The 24088-nt window shown below is 36.1% G+C and carries 8 protein-coding genes; 2 read left to right on the plus strand and 6 right to left on the minus strand.

Annotated features, from left to right (window positions below; genetic code table 11):
• The 6 genes from G5V56_RS12055 to G5V56_RS12080 all read right to left on the minus strand — a co-directional run.
• Positions 1–18015, minus strand: an 18015-nt coding sequence (locus G5V56_RS12055; RefSeq protein ID WP_166965334.1) for an HYR domain-containing protein, incomplete at its 3' end; no start/stop codon positions are given.
• Positions 18016–18523: 508 nt separating this feature from the next.
• A complete protein-coding gene (locus tag G5V56_RS12060) occupies positions 18524–18790 on the minus strand; it encodes a heavy-metal-associated domain-containing protein (protein ID WP_166965336.1) in 267 nt (88 codons plus the stop codon).
• A 590-nt stretch (positions 18791–19380) separates the two neighbouring features.
• Positions 19381–19518 carry a CDP-alcohol phosphatidyltransferase family protein gene (locus tag G5V56_RS19205; protein WP_394366207.1) on the minus strand — a complete coding sequence of 46 codons (138 nt, stop codon included), beginning with the start codon at positions 19516–19518 and terminating at the stop codon, positions 19381–19383.
• A gap of 140 nt (positions 19519–19658) precedes the next feature.
• Positions 19659–20546, minus strand: a complete 888-nt coding sequence (locus tag G5V56_RS12070) for a mechanosensitive ion channel family protein (RefSeq protein WP_394366206.1) — start codon at positions 20544–20546, stop codon at positions 19659–19661.
• 113 nt (positions 20547–20659) lie between these two features.
• Positions 20660–20959 carry a thioredoxin gene (gene trxA / locus G5V56_RS12075; RefSeq protein WP_166965338.1) on the minus strand — a complete coding sequence of 100 codons (300 nt, stop codon included), beginning with the start codon at positions 20957–20959 and terminating at the stop codon, positions 20660–20662.
• A 4-nt stretch (positions 20960–20963) separates the two neighbouring features.
• Positions 20964–21371 carry a hypothetical protein gene (locus tag G5V56_RS12080; protein WP_166965340.1) on the minus strand — a complete coding sequence of 136 codons (408 nt, stop codon included), beginning with the start codon at positions 21369–21371 and terminating at the stop codon, positions 20964–20966.
• Positions 21372–21533: 162 nt separating this feature from the next.
• Between G5V56_RS12080 and G5V56_RS12085 the strand changes: the two genes are divergently transcribed.
• Together G5V56_RS12085 and G5V56_RS12090 are read left to right on the plus strand one after the other, a co-directional pair.
• Complete coding sequence (locus G5V56_RS12085; protein WP_166965342.1) at positions 21534–23036, plus strand: sensor histidine kinase; 1503 nt, start codon at positions 21534–21536, stop codon at positions 23034–23036.
• Complete coding sequence (locus G5V56_RS12090) at positions 23033–24088, plus strand: response regulator (RefSeq protein ID WP_166965344.1); 1056 nt, start codon at positions 23033–23035, stop codon at positions 24086–24088. Before G5V56_RS12085 ends, G5V56_RS12090 begins: the two co-directional genes overlap by 4 nt.

The following is a 24088-nucleotide window of genomic DNA, read 5'->3' on the forward strand; positions in this document are numbered from 1 at the left end:
TCCGTCATCGCTTGGCTCTGAAGCGGACGCATCTGTGGCTGTAATACTTACTTCTGAGGCGTCGTCATCGGTGATGGTGACTGTGGCTTCGTCGTTGTTTGTGTCGATTGTAATATCGGCATCCCCGGAAGTAATCGCATTTAATGTAAGTATAACGGTTTCTGAATCTTCAAGAATATTATCGTTAACGACTAATACATTTATGGTGGCCGATAAACTTCCCGCAGGAATGGTTACAGTGCCTGTTAGTGGCGTATAATCGCTCGTAGCTGTTGCTGTTCCTGAAATAACATAACTTACTTCGGTATCGGTTGAAGAAACTAGGCCTAAACTTACAGTAAACTGACCGTTGTTATCTGGCTCGGCTGCGGCATCATCGTTAGCGGCAATTGTTAATACTGTTGCATCGTTGTCCGTGATGGTTCCTAGTCCGCTATCATCAGTAATCGTAATATATCTTCCGCCAAAATCGTTTTCAGCTAAATCGACTGTAAACGTTTCTGTTGGCTCTAAAATATCATCACCATTCACAGTAACTGTAATGGTTTGTGTTTCTCCTGCTGCTCCGCTAAAGGTTAATGTTCCCGATTGAGCCACATAATCTAATCCAGCTTCTGCTTCGGCGTTTGTAGTTGTGAAGTTTACGGTAAATGGTCCATCGGTGGTTTGACCATTATGTGTTACTGTAAATGTATAATCTACGGTTGAACCGCCATCAACTTCAACTTGAGAAATATTATTAATTGCTAAGGTTGCAGCATCGTTATCTGTTATGGTTCCTATGGCCGATGTTATGGCACCATCACTTAAAGTAACTAACTGACCATTATTCACTAAGGCGCTTAAAACCCCTGTAAATAACTCAGTAGGTTCGGCAATAACATCATCTGTTATAGATACTGAAACTGTTTGAGTATTAGAATTTGAACCTCCAAACGTTAAAGTTGTAGATGCGATTGCGGTATAATCTGAACCTGAAACAGCTGAGCCATTTGACGTTGAAAATATAACGGTCACTTCATTTTGAATAACAGCGCTCGAGGTAATCGTATATTCAGCAGTTCCTACGCCTTCATCTTCTGTAAATCCTGCGATTGAAATCACTGCAACATCATCGTCGTTTATTACGCCAATAGCTGTCGCCGTTCCTATTGTAACTTGTTGATCGTTATCTTCAACCAATGCAATAGTTCCTGTAAATGATTCTTGTGGTTCTAAAACTAAATCACCTAAAACCTCAATTGGAATATTTACAAATAAGGTGTTTGAAGGAATGGTATATTCAACGGTTGTTTGTGCTGTAAAGTCTGTTGCAACAGCAGTTCCGTTGGTTGTTGTAAATGAAATTATAATTGGTTCTTGAGCAATATAATCTAAGGTGGCTACAAAATTATGCAGCACATTACCATTGGTTTCGGTAACGTTAAATCCGGTTAAGGTAATCGCATTTAAAGGATCGTCGTCTACAATAGTTCCAAGACCTTGAGCATCATCTATGGTTGCGGTTCCTGTTGAAATGATATTGCTTAAATCGACGGTATAAAATTCATTTAAAGGTTCGGTAATTAAATTATCAATTATCGGAACCGTTATAGTTTGTGTATTGGTTGTACTTGTATTCGAATTTGAACCTGCTGGGAACGTTATGATTCCGGTAGTTAAGGTATAATCCGAAGGCTGAACTGCTGGATTAGTCGCTGCGCCGTCGTTGGTTGTAAAGTCTACGGTTAACGCATCTTGGATATGACCAGTTAGGGTTACGGTAAATACGGCTGTTCCGATTGCTACATCTTCGGCTACAGTAATATCATCAATAACAACGCTGGCGGCATCGTTATCATTTATAGTCGCGGTTGCCGTTGGCGTAGGTATGGTTACTGCCTGATTATTAGCTACTAAATTACTAAGTGTTCCAATAAAATTTTCGGTAGGCTCTACTAAATCATCATCATTAATGGAGATTGTTATGGTTTGAACCAACGGATTAGCAGCGCCAAAGTTTAAGGTCGTTGTTGGAATAGCCGTATAATCTGAACCTGCAAATGCATTCCCGATTGCTGTTCCAATATCCGACGTTGCAAAATCGACTGTAAAGGCATTTTGAACAGTTCTACTTAGCGTAATCGTGAAATCGGCTGTTCCTGCATCTTCATTTACAGTAAATGCTGAAACCGCTAAGGTTGCCGGATCGTTATCGTTTATAGTTGCTGTTGCAGATGAAGTTCCTATAGAAACTTGTTGTGCATTGGCATTTGTTAACGTAATATCTGAAGTGAACGCTTCTTGAGGTTCGGTAATTAAATCGCCAAGAATATCAACTGGAATGTTTACGCTTGTGCTTCCTGCCAAAATAGTAACGACTGTTGCGGTTTGTGCGGTGTAATCATTTCCGTCAAGCGCAGTACCATCCGATGTTGTGAAACTTAATACAATGTCGTATTGTGCTGAAATGTTTGTACTTGCAACAAAATTCTGACTTTGAGTACCATCGGTTTCGGTTACGGTAAAGCCAGCCAAATTAATTTCTAAGGCATCATTATCTAAAATGGTTGATGTTGCCGTTGCTGTTGTAATGGTAACTTGCTGTCCGTTTATATTACTTAAAGCAATCGTTCCGGTAAATGTTTCGGTTGGTTCTGCAACTAGGTCTCCTAAAATGCTCACAGGAATATTCCAAGACGTTGCACCTGCCGTTAATGTGTATGATTGTGTTGTTTGTGAGGTTAAATCACTTCCCGATGTTGTGGAAACATTTGATGTTGTAAACGTTACGATAATATCTTCTTGAGCTTCAATATCGCTAGTCACCACAAAATTAGCTGTTTGAGTGGCCTCGGTTTCTGTTATGGTAAATCCTGCTATTTCTAAGGTTAACGGATCGTTATCGGTAATGGTTCCTAATCCTTGGTTATCTGAAATAGAAGCAATTCCTGTGCTCACCAAATTACTTAAATTAACGTTGTAAGTTTCCGTAGGTTCGGCAATAGCATCGTTTAAAATAGGAACTGTAATTGTTAATGTCGAGCCACTTAAAGAACCGCCAACAAAAGTTAGTGTTCCCGATGTTACAGTATAATCGCTTCCTGCCAGTGCATCGACATTTGCAGTGGTATAATCGACCGTTAAATCATCTTGAATATCGCCGGTTAATGTTACTGTGAATGTGGCATTTCCATCAGCTTCATTAACGCTTACATCATTAATAGCGATACTTGCTGAATCATTATCGGTAATGGTTCCAGTAGCTTGAGTTGAAGCACCGCCTCCAAAGAATGTGATACTTTGATTGGCTGCATCAACGATATTGCTTAGGGTTCCTATTAAATCTTCTGAAGGTTCAACAAACGTATCATTTGTAATAGGAATGGAAACCGTTTGTATTAAAGCATTTGCGCCACCAAAGTTTAGGGTTGAAGTAATGCCTGTGTAATCTGAACCTGAAAGCGCGGAATCATCAAACGTTGCGAAATCTATGGTAAATGCCGATTGGACGGATTTATCCATTGTAATTGTGAAATTGGCTGTTGCTGTTGCTTCATTAACTGTAAATCCAGCGATTGAAATGACTGCAGAATCATCATTTGTTATCGTTCCTACGGCAGAATCATCTGCAAAAGAAATGGCTACTCCCGGAGCACTTACGGGCACAATATTACTTAGGTTTACTAAGAAGGTTTCGTCTAATTCTACAATCTCGTCGCCATTAATTGTGACTGCAATAGTTTTGGTTTCATCTTCAGTTCCTATAAAGACTAATGTTCCCGAAGTGGCTACATAATCTGAATTTGCTGTGGTTGCTGTAGCATCTGCAGTTGTGTAGTCGATAGATAAACCGTCTTCAACCTCTCTATCTAAAGTTACCGTAAAAGTAAGTGTTTTTGTACCACTATCGCCTTCAACAATCGATTCGTCGGCTATTGATAATGTGGCATTATCATCGTTTGTAATGGTACCTATTCCTGTTTTTCCGCCAGGAATTATTGTAATATTTTTTCCTGGAGCAATAACCGTATTTAAGACAACGCTAAAAGTTTCGTTTCGCTCTACCGCTGTGTCTCCGTTTACGGCAATTGTAATAGTTTGTGTTTCACCAATGGTGCCGGTTGTGAAATTTCTGGTTCCACCACTACCAGTAAAATCTGTTGGTGCTTTTGCAGTGCCATTTGAGGTATAGAATGAAACGCCATAACCACCTGCAACCTCATCTCCCGAATGTGTAATTGTAAATACAAAATTAGTTGTTCCAGTATTTGTTTCAACTTGAGTGACACTGTCTATTGAGACAAAAGCCGCATCATTATCTGTATTATTTACAGCAACATCTGCTGGGTTTAATGGGTCGTAATTAGGGTCGGTTGTTGATGCTGCGTTTACCGTATTCTCTATAGTATAAGCTATTGTTCCGTCTACAATACTTTCGTCTACACCTGTTACGGTAATAGTTTGAGGAGTATCCCAATTTGCAGAAGTAAACGTTAATTGTGATAAATCTACCGTTCCTTCGTTGGTGTTGCTACTCGCCACATCTACAACGACTTCCTGTGTTAGGTCTAAATCTGTACCTGGTTTGCTGGTAAGCATAATGGTGAAGGTGGCACTAGTTCCGGCTTCACTGGTGGTTAAGGTTGTTGGCGTTACAATAAATCCTGCGGCATCGTTATCATTATTTACGATACTTACATCGTCAACCACTAAACCGTCATATTTAGGATCGGTTGAAGAGGCGTTACTTGTTACAATATTGTAGGTTACATTTCCGTCAACAATATCATCGTCCTTACCTGTTACGGTAACGGTTTGCGGTGTATTCCAGTTTGCCGCCGTAAAGGTTAATGTTGTTGGGCCGAATGTATCACTTTCGGTTGTATCGTCGCTTGAAAGTGTTATGGTTACATCTTCAGTTGGTTCGGTATCTAATACAACTGTAAAGGTGGCTGTTCCGCCGGCTTCAGTTGTTGGACTGCTTATTGAAGATACTGTAACTCCTGCTGTATCATTATCTTGGTTTATGGCGTTAACATCGGCTGGATCTACATTTTCGTAACCCGATAAATCATCTGTAAGTCCTTGATTTGTAGTTAATTCAACAATGTAACTAATATCGTCATCATCAACATCGTCATTTACACCTGTAACGGTTACCACTTGCGGTGTATCCCAGTTGCTTGCATTAAATGTTAATTGAGATTTATCAACAGTTCCTTCGGTAGTATCGCTACTTACAACATCAAATACCACGGTTCCTGTTGGTGCAAAAGGAAGTACTACGGTAAATGTATCGCTAGTTAAGTCTTCAGAGGTTGTAATATCTGTTTTAGAAACAATAATCGTATTATTTGCCAGAGCATTAACGGTAATGGTAAAATTACAAGTCTCGGTATTTCCGGCTTCATCGTAAGCAATATAAGTTACAGTTGTAGTTCCTAAGTTGAATGTGTCACTACTTAATTCGTTAATTCCTGAAGCTTGAGCTGCCGCAGTTGTAGCGCCAGAAAGCTCGTAAGTTACTTGGGTAACGGCACAATTATCTGCATATGTTGGCGCTGTAATTCCTGAAACCACGACAGAAAGATCTCCAGCAGAAGCAACATCTTGAACAATGTTAGCAGGACAAGAAATTGTTGGGTTTTGCGTATCTGTAACGATGACATTAAAAGTTACTGTACCCGAATTTACTGGTGATGAATGATCTGCTACCGTCCATGTAACGGTAGTTGTTCCTTTTTCAAATACTTGTCTGTTTAAGGTTGTATTTGGCGCAGTTACAACCGTAGTAGCTCCACTTAATGTATAGGTAATGGTTGGTGCAGTATCGCAATTATCTGTTGGATCCCAAGACGCATCAGCATGCGTGTAAGTACAAACGTCTGCATCAACTATTTCATTTCTATCTGATAAATCGTCTAATGTTGGTGCCTGAGTATCATCTACTGTAACTGCGGTTGATACAACATTTGTATTACCAGCTTCATCGGTGACTCTTAAATAAACGGTATTACTTCCAATATCGTCACAAGTAAAAAGAGCTGTAGGACCAAAATTAATATTGTCTCTAGAAATTTCATAAGTAACAATACCACAATTATCTGTAGAAGCATTGTTAATTTCTGATGGTAGTACGATGACTGTACCATCTCTCAGTAATTCAGCATTTACAGTTTGAGCAATTGCAACTGGTGGCTCGATATCGGTTACTGTTATGGTATATTCTGGGGTTGTTAAAGAATTACCTGAAGCATCTGTCGCGGTCCAAGTAAGCGTTGTAACACCTTTATTAAAAGCTACACCATCTAGACTACTTCCCGTACCTGTAGTCGCACCAGTTAAGGTATATTGAACTAATGGGATATCACAATTATCGGTCGCCGCTTGATCCCAATTGGTATCTGTTTTTGTATAGGTACAAACTCCTGTATTTGTATTTTGAGTTTGATTGGCTGAAACTAGTGTAAATGAAGGCGGAATAAGATCAACAATCGTTACATTGGCATTACAAGTTGATACGTTACCATTCACATCGGTAATTGTTAAATTAACAATATTTAAACCTAAATCGACACAAGTAAATGCAGTTTTACTTGCTACTCTGGTTGCGATTGCGCAGTTATCTGTAGAATTATTGTCAATATCATTTGCGGTAATCGTAGCATTACCTAATGCGTTTAATGGCACTACAATATCTTTACAAATTGCTGTTGGAAGGATATTATCTTCAACGGTAACTGTAGTTGTACAAATATCTGTATTTCCGGCAATATCTGTAACTGTTAAAGTAACATCTACAGGCGTTGCCGTATTTGCGCAGGTGAAGGTATTAGGAAATACTTCGCTTGTTACTATAGAACAATTATCTGAAGAACCTGCTGAAATGGCATCGATATCTGAAGCCACTAAACTATAATTTCCTGAAGCATTTAGCTGAACAGTAATTGGAGTACATGCAGCAACGGGATCTATATTGTCTTCAACAGTGACAATGGCATCGCATGTTGACACATTATTACTTGTATCTGTTACTGTTAAAGTTACTGTATTTGCACCAAAATCGGCACAAGTGAAATCGGTTTTACTTGCGACAATACTTTGAATACCGCAATTATCGTTAGAACCATTATCAATATCTCCAGCAACTATTGATGCATTTCCTGAAGCATCTAGTTGAATGGTGATATTTTGGCAAATAGCATTAGGTAATTGATTATCATTTACCGTAACGGTGTAACTACATTGCGAAGTATTACTATCGGCATCAATAGCTGTCCAAGTTACGGTTGTAATTCCTGGGTTAAATTCCTGATTATTTAAACTCATATTTCCTGGCGCATCGGCTAAAACCGTATCACCCGATAAAGCATATGTTAAACTTGTAACAGCGCCACATGCGTCGTTTGCAGTTGCATCCCAAGTTGTGTTACTATGTGTATAAGAACATATGTTATTATCTGTTGAAACTACTTGATCTGTAGTACATGTAATTGTTGGAGCTACATTATCTTCAACAGTTACTAAAGCGCTACATGATGCCGAGTTTCCATATAAATCAATTCCTGTTAAGGTTACTGTATTAGTGACAGGATTAGAACCAATATTCGAACAATCAAAATTTGTTTTATTAATTGTAAGACTTAATAGTCCGCAAGCATCAAAAGATCCGTTATCGATATCATTTTCTGAAATAATTGCATCTCCGTTTTCATCTAGTTGTACCGTAATATTTTGACAAACAACGGTGGGCGCAACTGTATCAACGACTGTAACAATGGCTGTACACGTATCTTCATTTCCGGCAGGGTCTGCAACAGTTAAGGTGACTTCATTTTCGCCAATGTCTAAACAATTAAAGGTACTTGGTGTTGCTGTTCTTATAAGCTCGTTACTTATACAATTATCGTATGAACCATTATCGACATCTAAGCCTGAAATGGTTGCAATACCATTAGCATCTAAACTAACTGTAATATTTTTACAAACGGCAACAGGTTGTACATCGTCTAAAATTGTTACTGTAGTATCACAGGTTGAACTATTTCCATTAACATCGGTTACTGTTAACGTCACGGTATTATCACCAAAATCATTACAATTAAAAACCGTTTTACTAGCCGAAATACTGGCAATACCACAAATATCGCTTGAACCATTATTTATACTGGCTGCTGTAATAGTCGCTGTACCAGACTCATCGATATACAAGGTTACTGGTTTACATAAGGCTGTTGGAGGTATATTATCTTCTACAGTTACAGTGGCTTCACAACTTGAGATATTACCATAATTATCTGTTAATGTAACAGTCACAGCATTCGCACCAACATCAATACAATCAAAAGAGCTTGGTGATACTTCGGTTGTTGCAATTCCACTAGGGTCTGAAGACCCTAAAGCTATATTATCAATATCGGTTGATAACAAAGAATAACTACCCGTATTATCTAATTGAACGGTTATGTTATTACAAACTGCTGTTGGAGGTTCATTATCGACAATAATGACTTGATAAGAACCTGAATTTGCATTACCATAAATATCGGTTGCTTGCCATATAACAGTGTGTGTTCCTGCGGTAAAAGTTTCTCCTATAATACTTGTATTGGTATCGGTTCCTACTACGTCTCCGCCATCAATCTGATAGGTAATGGTCTCTAAAGTACAGTTATCTGAAATCGTTAAATCCCATGAAGCATCAGTTGATATATTTGCGGTATACGTAGCTAATCCGGTATTTAAGTTTCGTGTTTGTGTAGCAATGGTTTGAACTTGCGGCACCTCAACATCGGTTATTGTAAATACAGTTTCACAGGTTGCGCTAACATTATTACTAGAATCGTACAATCTCCAAAGTACCGTTGTGGTTGGATTTGCAAGGGTTCCCACGGGAATTTGAGCACCTACTAAGGTCGCGTTTATATCGGTACCTACTTCGGCAGCACCATTAATAGAATAGGTTAATTTAGAAACTCCAGCGTTATCGTTAAAATCATAGGGGTCGAATTCTGAGCTTGTCACAGTAAAAAAGCAAGAGCCCACATCGGCATCACGACTTACAGTAGCATCAGCACAACTATTTATAATGGGGTCTTCAATATCTGTTACTATTACTTGAATGGTACATGAGGTTGAATTTCCGCTATCGTCTGTTACTGTCCATACCACGTCCGTGGTTCCTACTGGGAATGTTTCTCCTAAAAGCGTATCAGAATTATTATAATTGTTTTCTAGGGTTGCTAAACAATTATCTGAAAAACTTGTTGGATCAAATTCGGTTCCTGAAGTCGTATAATATGCTTCTCCTATGTCTGTATTTCTATTGAATTGATTTCCGGAGTCACCTGCTGGACAAGCTATAGTTGGATCAATATTATCGGTAACTGTAACATCAAAACTGTAATTAAAAACATTACCATATTCATCCGAAACAATATATGTAACTGGAGTAATACCTACTGGGAAATCATAACCAGAAACGGCATAAGCAGGTGATACTGTAATTGATAAATTTGCTTGAGAGGTTGCATTATCAATAAATGTAGGAGCTGTATAATTTACAACGGCCGAACATCCTGTAGCATCAGCAGAAATACCTGTTGGGGCATTTTCTAGCCTCGGAAGTTCAGTGTCTTCAATATAGGCGTAAAACGTTGCTGAACCAAGGTTTCCGCTGTCATCGGTAGCTTTCCAAACAATGGTATTTTCTCCTATTTGCAATTGTAAGCCGTCTAAAGAAGGAATGTCAAATTCATTCACAATTTTAGTTACAATTCCGCAGTTATCGGTAGCTGTTACATCATCAAACTCACCACCACTTACCGTATAGTAATTTTGATTTAAGTCTGTGCTTCGCGTTTGATTTCCTGGAACTACAAGTATTGGAGGCTCATTGTCTGTAATTGTTAACACAAACGTACAGCTTGCTGTTTGTGAATTTGAATCTGTTGCCGTCCATGTAATTGCTATTTGACCAGTTGTTGGGCCATTATCACTTCCTCTAGGAATACTAACTCCCGAAAGTGTGTTATTACCTGTTACTAATTCTAAGGTCTCAGGATGTGTAAAACTCCAACTAATAGTTGGTGCTTCACAATTGTCGTCGTAAGTAATTGGGTCGAATTCGTTACCTAAAACTTTATAGGAACACGTTCCGGCATCTGCACTACGTGTTTGATCTGCTACACAGGCGATTGTTGGTACGGCATCTGTTACAACAACATCAAAAGAACATGTTGATTCGTTATCATTATTGTCGATTGCTGTATATGTTACTGTAGTTGTTCCCACTCCAAAGAGTGTTCCTGGTGAATGGGTAGATGTAAATGACTTTACGCCGCTGCAATCATCGGTTGCATTTAGAGCTGGCCAAGATACAACGACTTGGCATAAACTTCCTGTTGCTTGGGCCGTTAAATCTGTTGCAGGACAATTAGAAATTACAGGTGCTTCATTATCATAAACCGTTACTTGTTGATTATAGACGGTTGTATTTCCTGCTTCATCTGTAAGTTGCCATCTTACATTGGTTGTCCCTAATAAAAATGTGGCTGGAGCATTACTTATAATGGTAATATCTTCTGGTGCCGAACAATTATCCGTTGCCGTTGGAGGGGTTAATGTAAAGGTATTTGTACATGTTCCTGGATCTACATTCACAGTAACATCATCAAATGGCAAATCTAAAACAGGCGTCTCTCTATCTAATACTGTAAACGTAAAACTACAGCTACTAGTATAGGTAGTTCCTCCTATTTCTTGAGTGGCTGTCCATGTAATGGTATTGGTTCCAGCTGGAATAGTAGCTCCCTCTAAAGTCGTGTTAGATGGTGCGCCAGCTAAATCGTGTGTCATGGTTCTATTATCTCCTGAAACGGAAACAAAGGTTGCATCGTAAGTTGTAACACCTTCCGGAACGGTATAACTACAATTACCAGAATCTGAATTTTGAGACACATTGCCCGGACAACTAATAATAGGATCGAAGGAATCTACAATTGTTACATTAACATCGCAGGTTGCTGTATTGGGAGTTCCGGGATTATTATCGGTTGCAGTCCACGTAATGGTATGGTCTCCTAAGGTTAAAAGTCGTCCGTTTATATATCGTGTTCCTGTAATACTATTTACATAAGATGCTAAGGAACAATTATCTGAAACTGTTGGTGTAAACTCATCACCATTTACGTAATAATAATCCACATATGGATTTGAATATTCTCTGTAATAGGTTTCTGTTGGGCAAACAATCACAGGCGCAATATCATCCGTTACTGTAATAACTTGAGTATGATTAACATAATTGCCTCGAGTATCTCTTGCAGTCCAATACACATTGGTTACACCCAAACTAAAAGTTGTAGCGTTTGTTGATTTTGTATAAGTAATATCTACAGAATTATCACAATTATCGGTGGCTGTTGGGGTCCCGACAATAACATTGGTGGCATTACAACTTCCTGCATCTACGCTTACTGTAATATCTGCTGGCCAAGAAACTACAGGGTCTTGATTGTCGTAAACCTGAATGTTGTAGGTACAACACACATTACTGTCGGCTCCATTCGTGGCAGTCCAACTTACGGTTGTTGTTCCTCTATTTAAAACAATACCGTCTAATGTAGTTGAACCAGTGCCAGTTGTTGCTCCAGTAAGTTCATAGGTTAATGTTGTCCCGGGTGTTGTAGATGAAATATCTAGTTCATTTCCAGAAATGGTATAGGTACAAACATCTAGATCTGTTGTACGCGTTTGATATCCTCTACAGGTTACCGATGGCGGATCGTCGTTATTAATAGTAACTGTTGTGGAACACGTAGAAACATTACTATTAGCGTCTGTAAAAGTCCAAGTAACTACTGTTACACCTACAGGAAACTGTTCGCCTGCAAGTGTAGTACCATTATTATAATCGTTAGTTTGTGTTATTGTAGAACAATCATAAACATTATAAGGATTAAATTCATGATCAAAAACGGTATAATAATTTTGCCCCTCATCTACCTCTCTACAAATCGACCCGATACAATTAAATGTTGGTGCATCATCATCTACAACTGTGACTGTTTGTGTAGCGGATGCTATATTTCCGTGCACATCTTCAGCATACCAAGTTACCGTTGTTGTTCCAATGCCAAAAATTAAATCTCCTTGGTTATTCCAAACATCTATTACACCACTACAATTATCGCTTGTAATTGGTGTTCCTAAATTAACTCCAGTTGCATAACATCCTGAATTAGTATTAACTGTAATATCTGCAGGTGCGGTAATTTGAGGGTCTTCGATATCGTTAACAAACACATAGAAGCTGCAATCATTTGTATAAACTGTACCATCAACAGTTTGAGATGCCGTCCAGGTTACTAATGTTGTTCCCTGCGGAAATATGGCGCCTGCTAGCGTTGAAGAATTGTTGAAATTATTGGTAAGCGTTGCGCCTGCTGTGGTTGATGTGGCATTAAATTCGGTCCCTGAAACAGTATAGGTACAAACTCCTAAATCGGTATTTTTTGATTGATCACCCACACAAGTGATTGCTGGATATAAATCTGAAACCACATTGACTGTAATGGAGCACGTTTGTGTATTTGCTGGTGTTGCCGTATCGGTTGCCGTCCATACAATCGTATTAACACCTTCGTTTAACTGAACACCTGTTAAATTTGTGCCAGAACCGGTAGTTGCACCTGAAAGACTATAGGTATAAGTCGAAATTCCGCAATTATCGTAAACAATTGGTTTAAACTCATTATTACCTACGGCATAATAGTTTTGACCTTGACCATACACACGTGTATAGGCGCTTGAAGGACAACTAATTACTGGACTCACATCATCAACAACAGTGATTTCTAATGTTTTAATGGTTTCATTTCCGTAATTATCTTTCACGCTCCAGTTCACGGTGGTTGTACCAACTGGAAACTGTTCAAAAGCTAATGATCTGTAATTGTTATAATCGTTTAAAATGGTATAATTGTTTGCGGTACAATTATCTGTAATCGCTTGCGGATCGAACTCACTTCCTGAAACAGTGTAAAAACAACTTGTTGATGATGTTGACTTAGTTACTGAAACGGTGGAACTAGCATCAGCGATTATTTCATAATCTGGAGCTGTAATATCTAAAACTTCTACTTGATATTGCATGGTTGCTACATTACCTCCTGCATCGGTTACGGTCCAAACTACGATTGTTATTCCCACAGGAAATTCAAAACCTGCTAAAGTAGCTGTTCCACTTTGGTTGTTAACAAGTGTGTATGTAGGACAGTTATCGGTTACCGTTACTGGGTCAAACTCCGTTCCAATAGCAGTATAAGAGCAACTTGTTGAGGGTGCGTTTCGTGTTTGGTCTAATACAGTAGATAAGGTTGGAAGCACAGAATCTTTAACCGAAATATTAAAACTACAGGTTGCGGCATTTCCTTTCGTATCGGTTATTGTCCATACCACAGAATGAACGCCTGCCGATAAAACGACACCCGCTAAAGTTGTAGAAGCACCTCCGGAAACACCATCTAATGTATATGAAACTGTTAAACTGCCTGAATCGTCACAATTATCTGATAATAATTTAGGGTCAAACTCGGTTCCTGAAATCGTATAATTACAAGCAGTACCTGGAATATTTCGTATTTCGTTACCGTAACATTCAAACGTAGGTGCTTGATTATCGGTTACCGTAATTGTAAAGGCATCAGCAACAACAGTATTACCATTTACATCTTGCACAGTCCATACAATAGAATATGGATACACCTCATCTGTTGCTAATTGCACACCAGATAATGAACCTGACCCTGTAAATACGGTACTGCCATTTTTGATAATTACGTAGGTAGGTACTTGTAAATCGCAGTTATCTGAAATATTTCTTAAATCGAAAAATGTATCCGAAATCGTATAAAAACATTGTGCAGGATTTGCATTTCTATCATAATTATAACTTAATGCTGGATTTCCTGTTGGCTGCTCGAAAGTTGGATTTTGGGTATCCAATACTCGAACATAAATAGTACACGAGCTAGTATTATTAAACTCATCAACTGCAGTCCAAGTTATTACATTATTCCCAACAGGTAATTCTTTACCTTCTAAAGTAGTGGTGCCATCAAACGAATTTGTTGCTGCGGTAAAGGCACAACCATCGGTGGTAGTTGCATCAAACTCGGTACTTTGAACAGTATAAAAACAAATTCCTGAATCTGCATTTCTTTCAAAAGGTGCTAATTCTGAACTACCTGAAGGACAGCTTAATACTGGCGGAGTTAAATCGACTACAGAAACATTAAAACTCATTTTAGCAATATTCCCAGAAGAATCCGTTGCAGTGTAAGTTATTTTTGTGATACCCACAGGAAAATTAGAACCACTTGCTAATCCTGCCGTTTGCGTAAAACTTGTTATAGCACAATTATCGCTTGCCGTAGGTTCCGTCCATGTCACCACAGCATCACAGCCTGTTGAAATTTCTTCAGTGATATCTGAAATGGGAGTAATAGTAGGTAATGTAGTATCTGTGACAGTGACCCTAAAACTTGCTGATTTATTATTAGTGCCATCACTAACTGTCCAAACAAGAGTATTAATTCCAGGCGCTATTAAAACACCATCTAATGTTGAAGCGATTACAGGCGTGCCTCCATTAATAGTATATGTTACAGAAGTTATAGAACAGTTATCTGAATAGGTTGCATCAAACTCGGTTCCTGAAACGAGATAACCACACTGCCCAATTGTTGTTCCTTTATTCTGATTTCCAACAGTTGTTAATGCTGGTGCACGATTATCAATAACCGTTTTTGTAAACACTAATGGTATTGATGTGTTGCTGCCATCAGATGCGGTCCAAGTAATCTCATTAACACCTTGTAATAAATTTTGACCTGCCAAAGAGCCTGTACCCGATAAGGTTGTAGCACCAGTAACCGTGTATGACAAGGTAACTCCAGATGTACAATTATCTGAAGCAATTGGATCGAGTTCAGATCCCTTAACTTGATAATAACAAACTCCAATATCTGTATTTAAATCGGAATCTACAGTTCCTGCCGTAGCCGTTAACGTTGGAGCAAAAGGATCGACAACAGTAACCGTTGCTATGCAAGTACTTATGTTTCCGGAAGCATCTTTAACAGACATAGTTACTAAGTTTTCTCCTACATTAGTGCAATTAAAGCTTGTTTTACTTAATGTAATAATTAAACTATTTGATGGTGTACAATTATCTGAGGAACCGTTATTAACATTCGCTACTGCTAATGTAGCAACACCAGAAGCGTTTAAAGATATGGTTGGCGAGGCACAAATAGCTGTTGGAAGTTGCGTATCTGAAACAATAACATCGAAACTACAAGCATTACTAATATTTCCATTTGCATCGGTAGCTGTATAGGTAACTGTTGTAGTACCCACATTAAAAGTATCTCCAGGATTATGAGATTTTGTCCAAACTAAATCACCCTGTGCTGTACAATTATCTGTTGCTATTGGTTCTGTCCAAGTTACCGTAGCGAAGCAAGAGTCTGCATCTGTAGACTGCGTAATGCTAGAAGGACAATTACTAATTACTGATTTTCGATTATCCACGACCGTAACATCGAAAGAACAAGCAAGACTCACATTTCCTGCTTCATCTTGAGCTGTATAGGTAACCGTTGTTGTTCCTGGAGCAAAAACAGAACCTGGTGTGTGCGATTTTACCCAAACTAAATCTCCTGTAGCAGTACAATTATCATTTGCAGATGGTTCTGTCCAAGACACGGTTGCTTCACAAGACCCTAAATCGGTTGATTTTGTAATATTCGCAGGACATGCAACAATTACTGGTAATTGCGTGTCGTTAACGGTTACGTTAAAAGTACAGGTTGCACTCGTATTACCGGAAGCATCAATTGCAACATAGGTTACCTCTGTAGTTCCAACAGGAAAAACAGAACCTGGAGTATGTGATTTTGTCCAGGTAATAACACCTGGTGCGGTACAATTATCTGTTGCCGTTGGTTCTGTCCAACTTACAACTGCACTGCACAAATTCAAATCATTATTTTGAACAATATCCGATGGACAATCTACTATTACCGGTATTTCATTATCAATAATAGTTACTGTAAAGCTGCAACTTGTTGTATTTCCAGAGGCATCTACTACCTGAAAGGCATTAGTAGTTACCCCTAGAGGAAATATGCTTCCGCTAGCCAAACCAGCTATTTGCGTTGTTACAGCGCCTATACAATTGTCGGTTCCAATAGGTACTGTATACGTTACAATGGCACCGCAAGTTCCTGCGGCTACATTTTGAGAAATATTTTCAGGACATGTTATTTCAGGCGCTTGGCTATCGGTTACTTTAACATTAAAACTTCCCGTTGCGGTATTTCCTGTATCGTCTGTAGCCGTGTAGGTAATTATTGTTGTACCAATAGGAAATGCATCGCCCAAATTTAGACCAGAAGTTGGACTCGATTGATATGTTAAACTTTGTAATGTACAATTATCTGTTGCAGTAGGTTCGGTCCAAGTTACAACGGCACCACAAGAATCTATATAGTTATTAACTGAAATATTTGAAGGTAAATTTACAATTACCGGATCTTCATTATCATTAATCGTTACCGTAAAGCTACACGTATCGCTATTCAAAGCAGCATCTGAAGCTGTAACAGTTACGGTAGTTACTCCTTTGTTAAAAACGGCGCCATTTAATGTTGAAGCAATAGTGCCTGAAGTATCGCCTGATAATACGTATGAAATAGATGGCGTACCACAATTGTCGGTGGCCGATGCATCCCAAGAAGTACCTACATGTGTATACGTACAGCCAGAACTCGCATTTCGTGTTTGGTTCGCAGCGCAGCTCACGGTTGGCGCTTCTGAATCTGAAATAGAAACATCGAAGCTACAGATTGTTGTTAATCCGGCAACATCGGTGACTGTCCAAGTTACTGTGGTAATGCCTGCTAAAAATGTAACACCATTTAATGTAGTTCCAGATCCTGATGTAGCGCCACTTAATTCATAACTAACTGTTGTCACCGAACAATTATCTGTAGCAACGGCATTCCAAGCAGCTCCGCTATGAACATATGAACAACCACTATTTGCAGGAACGTCAATTTGATCTCCAACACAGGTAATTTCAGGAGCAATCGTGTCTATTAATGTAACATTAAAATTATAGGTGCTTTGGTTACCTGATTCGTCTGTAGCTATAATTTCAATAGGCTGCACAGTATTATGATCACTAATAGTTGAACCCGCTACAGGGTTTTGCGTTAAAGTTATGTTGCCTACAGACGAACAATTATCTGAAACTATAACAGTACTTGTATAGTCCGGTAATAATACACTACATGTTCCTGCAAGAGGATTTAATATTTTATCGCCTTCTCCAGAAATAGCTGGTGGCGTACTTTCTAAATTTACTGTTAATGACTGTGAAGACGAACAACCAAATTCACTAATAGCCCTTATAGTATAATTAGCAGCAGCAGTTATGGTTGTATTATAAGGTAAATCTGCGAGTTTAGCAGTATTCGCTGCATTCCATAATTCATAGGTATTCCCGTTAGTTGCTGTGGCGCTAATATCAAAAGCTATTCCATAACAAACAGGGGCTCCTCCATTAACAGTAGCAACTATATTAGATGGTAACGGATTTACAGTAATGGTTACCGTAGACGAACTTATTGGAAGTGAGGTATTATACTGGTCTGTAACACTCACTAAAGAATATGTAGTTGTAACACTTGGAGAAACTATAATAGGATCTCCACCGTAGGTCGGACTTTCAGGATCGGCATCACTTGTATAATTATTAACGGTATAATTATTCGAACCATCGCTATATATTATAGTATACGGGCTAATACTTGTTCCTATAATAACTTCAAGTGTTGCACTTTCTCCATCGCATATCGATATCGCTGTATCTCCACCAGCAACTTGTAATACGGAGTCTTGAGCATAAACCTTTTGAAAAGATGCTGATAAAAAAAATAAACTGATGATCAAAAATGTTGACATCAGTTTATTTATAATATTTAATTGGTTTAGTAGTTGTTTTTTCATAGTACAAGTATATTTGGCTGAAAAAAATATTTTATATATACTTATTACTTAAAACCATTACTTGGTTTCAAATAAAAATATTATTGTTTTTAAATTTTTCTTTTATGATACCATGAAGACTGTAAACAAATTTGGTTTTATGCTCAAGGAAACAATTTGGCGCTTTAAAGACATAAATTAAATCATTTAATAATCATCCATATTTTACCATACATCGGATAAATTTACACTTAATCTGTTTTTTAAAATATGATAATTGTTAGCTTTTACAAAAAAGGACAGTAATTATTGACAAATGTCATTTTGTTATTGATTTTTGAAAATTGGCATGTTTAAAAAAGAGTAAGTAAGTAGTAATAAAAAAAGTCCAGTCAAAAAGTTTGACTGGACTTCTATAGCTTATTTGTAATAGTATACTCGCGGTATTTGGTATTACTGCTTAATTAATATTTTCAATTTGTTTTTACTTTTCATTAAGGTTTGCAGCATGACTTAAATATGTTTTCCTTTTAGTAAAATTGTTTTTTTCACCAAAAGGAGGATATCCAATTTTTGAAAGTGTTATTTTAATTACTTCAACATCTTTCGGACTTGTATGTTCAAAAGTTACTGTAGCGTACTTATTTTTAATAAATACATTACTTATGTTTTTTATTTTGGAGAGTACATTTATAATGATAACTTCACAATTGGCGCATTTTAAGTTTTTTACATATAAAGTTGTTTTCATTGTCTATTTTTTTATTTAGATATTTAAAGGTATGTTTTGAAGAATTAATGGAAATGATAACAATCAGTCTCTATTGTTTTTGGTCAAAATGATTATTGATTTTGAGTTCTTTTATAGTTATTTTGTAGCCAAGTTTAAAATCATAATGGCATGGTTTGGATAATAATGAACTATAAATTTGTTTTCTACCTTAGTAACATCTAGCGCTAAAAAGGCATCTTTACTAGCTTTATGTTTTCAACAACAGAGTGCATAGTTCCAGTTAGTTTAACAATATGACCATTTACTTCGCCTTAATTTTTTTAATTAAAATTTAGCTGATTTTTCAAAAGCTTTGCTAATTCTTCTTTGAACCTCATTAGTGTTTAATTTGGTTTTATAATTATATTATTAATAATACCGTTGACACCATTTAATTTTTGTATTGCATTTCTGCGGCTATTTTTTTAGTATCAGAATTAACCGTGGCTTCAAGTGTAACGATACTATCTTTAACAAATACACCTATTTGAGTTTCATCAATATTAGGTTTGTTTTAATAAAATCGGTTTCAAAATAAAACGAATCAATTAACCCAAAATAAATATTGTCTAGTTGCCATAGGAGTCAAGTTCTGACCCTCTGGGGCTTGTAATTTTTAATCGTCTTGCCAAACAATTATCGATGGCATCAGTAAAATAGCTGATTAATAAAAGCCAGTTAAAAATAAATCTGAAATCTAACCAAATAAAGCTTAATTAAAATGGAGCCGCAGCTTATTCTGTAAAATGAAAACCAATCGGCAATGTTAAAGTTTTTAAATGTAAGCATGCCTTTTGCTGATTTGTTTAAAAATACATGTTGATTACAACATTAAAAATGAGGAATATCAGTTCTTTAATGTCGGAATTTTAATAATCTCTAAAGTTGAAGATGCTAAAATGACTTTACCTTTTGTTTCTTCAATTTCTTTAAGAATTTTATTATTTAAAACATGTTTTGTTGAACGCCTCTTTTTATAATCCACTATATATCTTAAATTGAACTGTATCCAATTATCTGTTAATGTTATGGCAAGTGTTGGATCTACAACGGCATCTTCAATATAATATTTGTTCACAATGTCTTTCCATTGTGATTTTGAATTGGCAGTATAGTCAGAGAGCGTTTCAGAAGCAATTTTAATAACAATTGATTTTGCTAATTCAATATCTGATCCATATCTAATAGGTAAATTAAACTCTTCCCAAATAAAAGGGAAATCTTGTGAGTAATTATAAATGGGACCTTTAAATACAAAGGCATTACTTAGTTTTACAATGCGTCCGCTATAATTATCACTATGGATCCATTGTCCAATTTCCATCATGGTGGTGTACATACTGTTTACATCGATTACATCTCCTTTAATTCCGTTAATTTCTATTCTATCACCTGGTTTATAAACTTTAACAATAAATATAAACAAAGAGCCTGCAATACTTAAGATAAGTTCTTGTAATGTAAAAGCAATACCTGCAGTGAATAGTCCAATGGCGAGTGTAAAGTCTTGAATATTACCTGTAAAATAAAAAAAAGATAAAATAATGATGACAACATATCCGATAATTTCTATACTCTTTTGAGATTTGTATCGTGCAGAAGTATCACTAACATGTTTTCTTAAAAAGCGTCTAAAGAGCTGGATTAGAACAAAAACAACAGAAACTAGTAGTATGTATTTAAAAATACTTATAAGCATAGGGTTCTCTGTAATCCATTGTTTTATGTCTTCCATGGTAATAATTTCTAAATCTTCATAACTGCTTAATTATAAAACTTTTAAGTTATTAATTTAAAAGATATTTTTTGTGGTGTTTACGAAATGATATTCAACATTACAGAATGATTTTATAGATGCTGTTTTATAACATTAATAATATCATTTTTTTGAAGCACTCCAGATTGTCTCCATAATTGTTTGCCATTTTTAAAAAGAATCATGGTAGGCACACCTCTAACTTGGTATTTACTGGCCAAAACTTGATTTTTATCAACATCAATTTTCACAATTTTGAGAGCATCCTTTAGTTCTTCCTTAACCTGCTTTAAAATGGGTGCAAGCATTTTGCAAGGACCACACCAATCGGCATGAAAGTCAACCAAAACAGGTTGATTTGAACTTATAATATCATTGAAACTACTCATCATTTTTTTATTTTTTCAATTCCATATCTAAATTGGCCAGCATTATCAATTCAGATTTGTTTATGCCTGAAAATGCTGCAGCTATAGCTCCAGCGGTTTTTAATATTAATTCTTTCACATTAGAGGTAAATAAATGTTTTTGTTCATTTTTATAATTTACAAAATCATCAAAACAGGCATTAGCGTCTGTTTTCTTTTCGCTATTTAACCAATCAAAAACAATTTCTATTTGGTATGCTGCATCTGTAGTGTAAATGTCTTCTATAGAATCTAACTCTAACCAATGTTGTTTTACTAACTCTTTAAGTTTATCAAATTCAGAGTTTTTTACATTATTATCGGCTACAGCAATGGCATAAAAAAGTTTACCTAGATTCTGATAAAATTTAAGGGTCATTTTTTTTCTCTTTTTCATAACCTTTATGATTGTCTTATAAATTTAATTCATTGTTTATTAACGCGTTATGATAAATATCATTATGAGTAAATAAATATGATTTACGCGAAATTTTTCGTAAATTTAGTGTGTTAGCCAAACCAAGAATAACAGTAATACTTTTTCAAAAACAAAGTATGTATGTTAAGGCAAGAAGACAAAATATCTAATATTCTTTTAGAAACTATTTCAGAGGCTGTTATTATCGTGGATAATCATCAAAAAATAGTTGAAGTAAATGCTTCTGCCGAAAGAATCTTTGCTTATAAGAAAGATGAGCTAATTTCTAAAGACTTAAATATCCTTCTTCCATTTAATTATCACGAAAGTCTTTCCATCCATTTTGAAGAGTTTTTAAAAACTGGCAATAGAATAAAAATCAATGATTCAAAAGATGTTTTTGGTATAAAAAAAGATGGAGATATTGTTGAATTAGATATTGAATTGATTCCGTTTACTATCTATAACAAGACTTTTGCAATGGCATTAATAAGCGATATTTCTGAAAAGAAACGAAAAGAGGAAGAACGCCATCATCTATCAATAATTTTTGATGAATCGTTAAACGAAATTCATGTTTTTGATGCTAAAACATTGAGGTTTATTAATGTAAACTATGGCGCCCAAAAAAGTCTTGGTTATTCTATGGAAGAATTAATTGATATGACTCCAATAGATATAACACCATGCAAAGATGAAGGTGAGTTTAGAACTGCCATTGATATTTTGCTTAAAAAGAACGTAGAAAAATTAGTTATTGAAACGGTTCAAAGAAGAAAGGATGGTACAGAGTATCCTGTTGAAACCCATTTACAGCTATCGAAATTAGGAGATAGGGAGGTTTTTGTTGCTATTATTTTAGATATAACAGAACGAAAAAATTACACTAAAAAACTTGAAAAAATAGTAGAGGAGCGCACTCAACAACTTAAGTATGCTTTAGATAAAGAAGTTGAAATAAATCAATTAAAAAGCAAGTTTTTATCATCATTATCACACGAATTTAAAACACCTTTAAGTGCTATTTTAACATCTGCCTTATTATTAAGTAAATACCAATTAACAGAGCAGCAAGAAAGGCGTAATAAGCATATAAAAACCATAACAGATAAAGCGCAGATATTAAACAATATTCTGAATGGGTTTTTATCTATTGAGAAATTTGATACCGGAAACCTAAGCTATCAATTTACCAATTTTAAAATTAGTGAAATTGTCGATGAGGTGATTTATAATGCAAGAATGCTTATTAAGGAAGGTCAGCAAATAAAGTATACAGAAAATGAAGATTTATCATTATATCAAGATGAAAAAATTATTGAATTAATATTATCTAATTTAATTCAAAATGCCATCAAATATTCGCCGGAGGATACAACCATATACTTAGACATAGATCAGGACGAAGAGATTACAACCTTTAAAATTAGAGATGCTGGAGTAGGTATTCCTGAAAATGCACAAAAAAATATTTTTGATCGTTATTTCAGAGCTGAAAATGTTATAAATATAGAGGGTACAGGAATCGGTTTGAACATTGTAAAAAATCATCTCGAAAAATTAAACGGGAAAATATATTTTGAGAGCAAACAAGATGTAGGTACAACATTTACGGTATCAATACCAAACATAGCAAAACAATGAAAACAGTTTTACTAATAGAGGATGATCTCGCTTTAAGAGAGAATACTTCAGAAATTCTGGAGCTATCCAACTATGAGGTTATAACTGCTTCAAATGGTTTGATAGGGGTATCTCAGGCTGAAAAATTTTTGCCAGACATAATTTTATGTGATATTATGATGCCTAAACTTGATGGTTATAAAGTGCTTGAAAAACTGTCCAATAACAAAAACACTAAGTACATACCGTTTGTTTTTTTATCAGTAAAAGGGCAGGTTCAAGATATAAGAAAGGGCATGAATTTAGGAGCAGACGATTATATTACTAAACCATTTACAGAAGAGGATCTTTTGAGTGTTATAGAAAAACGATTGGCGAAAGCATCCGTTTTGCATGAATCTGTAACCGATGGCAATACTATTACTGCCGAGCCCTATGACGAGGAGATAAAGACTCTTAATGATTTAAAAAACTATTTTGATGATTACGGAATTCTATTTGAATTCAACAAAAACGATATTATTTACAGACAAGGAGATCACTCAAACTTTATTTATCTTATTAACGAAGGTGCTGTAAAATGCTATCAAATAGATGAACAAGGAAAAGAATTAATAACAGCTTTATATAAGGAAGATGATTTGTTTGGATTTACATCATTTATCCACAATGTGCCTTATAAGGAAACCGCAACAGCTATTGAAGATATTAAGTTGTTTGCAATTTCAATAATTGAATTTAAAAACATTCTTAACAATAATCATAAAGTTGTTTTAGAAATTATAGAACTATTAGCTGATAATTTATCAACTTTAAAAGAGCAACTTTTGCAAATGGCTTATAGCTCTGTTAATAAAAAAACAGCCGCTACTATTGTTCGATTTGCCGAAAAGTTAAATCATAAGCCTGGAGAAACCATAAAAATTTCCCGAAGTGATTTGGCAAGTGTAGCGGGTATAGCTCCAGAAACATTTATTAGGGCACTCACAATTTTTAAAAATTCTGGCATAATTAAAACAGACGGAAAAAATTTTAAAGTTGTTGATTTGGAGAAACTTAAAAAAATAAAATAG

The organism is Yeosuana marina, assembly GCF_011762485.1.
In the GTDB taxonomy this organism is placed as follows: domain Bacteria; phylum Bacteroidota; class Bacteroidia; order Flavobacteriales; family Flavobacteriaceae; genus Yeosuana; species Yeosuana marina.